Annotated in this window: 5 protein-coding genes; 1 reads left to right on the top strand and 4 read right to left on the bottom strand. The window is 36.2% G+C overall.

The features are described from left to right. Positions 1-22 precede the first annotated feature (22 nt). Positions 23-1663 (top strand): hypothetical protein, encoded by a 1641-nt coding sequence (locus FVQ77_17185; GenBank protein MBW8052037.1) that lies wholly within the window; start codon positions 23-25, stop codon positions 1661-1663. A gap of 97 nt (positions 1664-1760) precedes the next feature. Here the strand turns inward: FVQ77_17185 and FVQ77_17190 are convergent, their stop codons facing one another. From FVQ77_17190 to FVQ77_17205, 4 genes are all read right to left on the bottom strand, one after another. Further along, complete coding sequence (locus FVQ77_17190; protein MBW8052038.1) at positions 1761-2144, bottom strand: hypothetical protein; 384 nt, start codon at positions 2142-2144, stop codon at positions 1761-1763. Between the two features lie 88 nt (positions 2145-2232). After that, entirely contained in the window at positions 2233-2613 is a 381-nt protein-coding gene (locus FVQ77_17195; GenBank protein MBW8052039.1) for a hypothetical protein, read from the bottom strand. A gap of 156 nt (positions 2614-2769) precedes the next feature. Further along, positions 2770-4401, bottom strand: coding sequence for a chaperonin GroEL (gene groL / locus FVQ77_17200; GenBank protein MBW8052040.1), 1632 nt, complete (start codon positions 4399-4401; stop codon positions 2770-2772). A 48-nt stretch (positions 4402-4449) separates the two neighbouring features. Then, positions 4450-4731 carry a co-chaperone GroES gene (locus FVQ77_17205; protein MBW8052041.1) on the bottom strand — a complete coding sequence of 94 codons (282 nt, stop codon included), beginning with the start codon at positions 4729-4731 and terminating at the stop codon, positions 4450-4452. Between the last annotated feature and the right edge of the window lie 265 nt (positions 4732-4996).

Genomic DNA, 4996 nt, shown 5'->3' on the forward strand with positions numbered 1-4996 from the left:
GGGCAATATCCAACATCCAATTATGAAACTCCCACCATATATCTTACTAACGCTTTCATTCTTAGAAGGCGCTGCGGTGTTGGCAGTTGAGCTTATTGTTGCTAAAATGCTGGCGCCTGTGTATGGTGATTCCATATATGTGTGGACAACGGTGATCGGCATAACTATCACAGGCTTGAGCGTGGGATATTTTATGGGAGGGATTTTAATTGATAAGTATAAGGATCTTAACCAACTATTTTATGTATTATTAGCTGCTGCTTCCGTGATCTTATTCATACCGGCCATTCTAAATCATTTAACTGAAGTTTTCATAGACAGCGATATTATTTTTAGTGTTGTCATTATCAGCATTTCAGTGCTGTTTCCGTCATTATTGTTCTTAGGGATGGTTCCGTCAATGATAATCGGTATATGGTCAGGAAGTGTTGAAACCGTTGGGGAAAAAGCCGGCAATGTATATGCAATTTCTACAATCGGTGGAATAACATCCGCTTTTTTTATGGGATTTTATATAATTCCCCGTTTTGGCCTCACTATTCCTGTCATAGCTGTTTCTATCATACTTGCTATGATACCAATTTATTTTTTATTAGTGAACAGAAAGTATTTGTCATTAACCTATATATTTTTTGTAGTTCTCATATTCTTCTTCAAGGTGATACAACCGGCGCCATTAAGAAGTGGGAATCACGATGAAATTAAGGTGCACTATTATTCCGAAGGGCTGCTTGGCCAGGTGATGGTTTGTGATTATGTTAACAATACAGCCCGAAATTCATTTGAGAATAAAAAATATGTAAGAAGCATATACATCAACAGAATGGCACAGACGGTCATAGACCTGGAAACAAAGCAACCGGTGATATCGGATTATATAAAATACATGAATGCGCTTGTTTCCATTTATCAACCCGGCTCCAGGGTTTTATTATTGGGGCTTGGTGGCGGTAACCTCGTAAGAGAATTTACCAATCTTGGGTTTTCAGTAGATATATGTGAGTTAGATAAACGGATAGTATATGCCGCTAACAAATATTTTTTGAATGACCTGCCTTCTTTTGTAGAGACGTTGCATGCAACGTCTCTACAAAAGAAGGCAGGCATTGATAATAAACGCACCAACTTTATTATTGATGATGCCAGGCATTTTTTAAAAACAACAGAAAACAAATATGATCTGGTTGTTTTTGATGTTTTTAAAGGTGAAAGTCCTCCAACACATGTTTTCACAAAGGAGAGTATTAAAGAGGTTCAAAGCATATTAAATCCAAATGGCGCTATCATTGTCAATTTGATCGGACAAATTGAAGGGGAGAAAGGCAAAGGTGTAAGGTCTGTTTTGAAGACATTTGATAAAAGCGGTCTGGAAACAAATATTCTCCAGGTACCTCATGTAGATAATGTATTAATATCAGGCAGTTTTGAACCTTTAGAATTCAAAGTAAAAGCAAATCCTAATTATCTTCACAATATAAACGGCCGTATTGAGCATTATTTTTATGATTATGAAAATCTCAGGTTATGGAAAGATGAGGTTTTAACAGATGATGAGCCTGTACTTGACTGGCTTTATATAGACGCTATGAAAGCGACCAGGAAATGGTACACCGCCAATTATACTAAAAAGTTTCTTGAAAAAGATGTACCTTTGTTTTGGTAGTTGAAAAAAATGATATTAGATATTGGATGTTGTTGGACAGCTATATAGATGCTCATATCTAATATCCAATATCCAACATCTTCCATCTTCGATCTTATTATGTATTTTGAATAAATCTGGAATTTAATACTTTCTTAATATATCGGTACATCACCATTTCAACATCTTTAACGATCCCATCTGCTTCCATAATGTCTTCCAGGTCTTTAATTAATTTCTTTTTTTCTTCCTCTGTCTCGCAGTATTTAGGACAATTTGTTTTAATGAACTGAATGATCTCGCTATCAGAATGAAAAGCATATACCCTTAAGACTTCCTGTAATAATTTTTTATTTATTTCTTCATCTTCATGGAATCTTTTCAGTTTTTTGTAGATTTCCACGATCTCTTCATCTACAAGATTATAGTCTGCCTTGGCAATACACACATACAAGTACGTTACAAAATGTTCAAGCTTCCAATCGTTTAGTTGTTTTCCCATAATATTAATGGTTATTCTTAAATCCTAAATCTTCCCCGATTATCATTCCCCCGAGCACTCGGGGGGAGTAACCCGGGATCAATAATCTTCAATCAGAACTAATTCTGTTTAAAGTTTTTCTGATAAATCTAAACATAATCATTTCTACTGATTTGTGCATATGGTCTTGTTTCATAGCACTTCCCAGGTCTTCTATAATTTTTTCTGATTCTGACATTTTACAGATCTTAGCCTTTTCATTAATTACCTGTATTTTATCATTATCATTATGCTGCGTAAATTCAAGAAGGACTTTATCTAATTTACTTTCATACCTGATACGAGGGCCGTCTAAAGTAAACATTACTTTTTCCAGCAATAGGTCAAGCTCACCTTTTTTAAGGTTATAATCGGCATCTGCAACACACAAATATAGATAAATTACGAATTCTTCGTATCCCCAATCGTTTACAAGTTGTTGATTTATCATTTTTTATTTAATTAGAATATTGGCATCGGGTTATTAATATCTACCGAAGCTGGCAAAATTAAAAAAAAAGTATAAATATTACAATTTAATTATGATTTAAAAAAAATCCCTCCTGTTACCGGGAGGGATTTTTTATTAAATATACTGCTGATCAAATTACATCATACCGCCCATTCCGCCATTTCCAGGCATAGGAGGCATAGCAGTTTCTTTTTCCGGTTCTTCAGCAACAACTGCTTCAGTTGTTAATAACATTGATGCAATAGAAGCTGCGTTTTCTAATGCCAGGCGTGTTACTTTTGTTGGGTCAATAACGCCTGCTTTATCAAGGTCTTCAAATTTGTTTGTGCTTGCGTTGTAACCGAAGCTTCCTTCTTTTTCACGAACTTTCTGTGCTATCACAGAACCTTCTTTACCTGCATTTTCAACGATGATCCTCAAGGGAGATTCAAGAGCAGTTTTCACTATGTTTACACCTGTAACCTGATCTTCATTGTCAGTCTTTATATTTTCAAGTGCATCAATAGCTCTTATGAATGCCACACCGCCACCGGTAACAACACCTTCTTCAACCGCTGCTCTTGTTGCATTTAAAGCATCATCAACACGGTCTTTTTTCTCCTTCATTTCTACTTCTGTAGCAGCGCCTACATAAAGAATAGCAACGCCTCCTGAGAGTTTAGCTAATCTTTCCTGCAGCTTTTCTTTGTCATAATCAGAAGTAGTATTTTCTATTTGAGATTTGATCTGGTTGATCCTGCCCTCAATATCTGATTTACTTCCGTTACCTTTTACGATCGTAGTATTATCCTTATCAATGATAATTTTTTCAGCGCCCCCTAAAGAATCTAAAGTGGTATCTTCTAATTTATAACCTGTTTCTTCAGATACCATGGTAGCTCCGGTCAATACAGCGATGTCTTCAAGCATTTCCTTTCTTCTATCGCCAAAACCGGGAGCCTTTACAGCAGCGATTTTGAGTGATCCTCTGATCTTATTTACGACCAGCGTAGCTAATGCTTCACCATCAATGTCTTCTGCAATAATTAAAAGAGGGTTTCCACCCTGGGCAGCCTTCTCAAGGATAGGAAGCAGATCTTTCATATTTGAGATCTTCTTGTCGTGAATTAAGACGTAAGGATTCTCTAATATAGCTTCCATTTTTTCGGTATTGGTAACAAAGTAAGGAGAAAGGTATCCCCTGTCGAATTGCATGCCTTCCACAGTTATAACTTCTGTTTCTGTTCCCTTTGCTTCTTCAACAGTGATCACGCCATCTTTACCTACTTCATCCATGGCTTTGGCAACCATAGCGCCTATTTCATGGTCATTATTAGCAGAAATTGTAGCTACCTGCGAGATCTCATTTGATTCGCTGATCTTTTTTGATTGCTTTTTTAAATTCGCAACAACTTCTGTAACAGCTTTGTCAATACCACGTTTTAAATCCATTGGATTTGCTCCAGCGGCAACGTTTTTGATTCCTGTATTGAATAATGCCTGTGCCAGTACGGTAGCAGTAGTAGTACCATCACCTGCTGTATCAGCGGTTTTTGAAGCTACTTCTTTCAATAATTGAGCGCCCATGTTTTCAATCGGGTCTTGTAATTCAATTTCCTTTGCAACGGTTACTCCGTCTTTGGAAATTGCAGGCGCCCCGAATTTTTTATCTAATATTACATTTCGTCCTTTTGGACCTAATGTAACCTTGACAGTGTCAGCTAAGATGTCTACACCTTTTTTAAGCTGTTCCCTGCCTTCTGTGTTGAATAAAATATTTTTTGCCATAATAATAATAATTTTAGTTGGTCTCCCAAGTTACCCCGGGAGATAAGGTTAAATAATTGCGAAAATGTCAGACTCCCTCATTATCAGGTAGTCCTTATCATCAACGGTGATATCAGTTCCTGTGTATTTACCATATAGGATCTGATCACCAACTTTTACCGTCATTGGTTCATCAGGTTTGCCTGAACCAACTGCTATGACCTCACCTTTTTGAGGTTTTTCTTTAGCAGTGTCGGGAATAATGATGCCTCCTGTGGTTTTTTCTTCAGCAGGAGATGCTTCAACCAACACCCTGTCGGCTAAAGGCATGATACTTACTTTTTTTGCCATTTTTTTTTAGAATTTAAATTGAAGTTAATTAATTACATTTTTGAGCAGTGCCGCTTCATATTTTTTTGCGGGTGCAAAGATACAATAAAAATTACAAAAATTAAATAATTTATTAAAAAACCATAAATAATTTTTTGAAAGCAACTTTTTTTAAAAGCTTAATGAGATGCAACTTTGTCTGCATTTCTTGTGCCAAACAGGGAGAAGTACCTATTTTAAGACATATTTACAGGATTTTCTATTTTCCTGTAATAATGTCATACTA

The organism is Cytophagales bacterium (assembly GCA_019456305.1).
Taxonomy (GTDB): domain Bacteria; phylum Bacteroidota; class Bacteroidia; order Cytophagales; family VRUD01; genus VRUD01.

Coding starts and splice junctions, on each gene's coding strand:
- FVQ77_17185 (MBW8052037.1), top strand. CDS start 23: ATGAAACTCCCACCATATATCTTACTAACGCTTTCATTCTTAGAAGGC.
- groL (MBW8052040.1), bottom strand. CDS start 4,401: ATGGCAAAAAATATTTTATTCAACACAGAAGGCAGGGAACAGCTTAAA.
- FVQ77_17205 (MBW8052041.1), bottom strand. CDS start 4,731: ATGGCAAAAAAAGTAAGTATCATGCCTTTAGCCGACAGGGTGTTGGTT.
- FVQ77_17195 (MBW8052039.1), bottom strand. CDS start 2,613: ATGATAAATCAACAACTTGTAAACGATTGGGGATACGAAGAATTCGTA.
- FVQ77_17190 (MBW8052038.1), bottom strand. CDS start 2,144: ATGGGAAAACAACTAAACGATTGGAAGCTTGAACATTTTGTAACGTAC.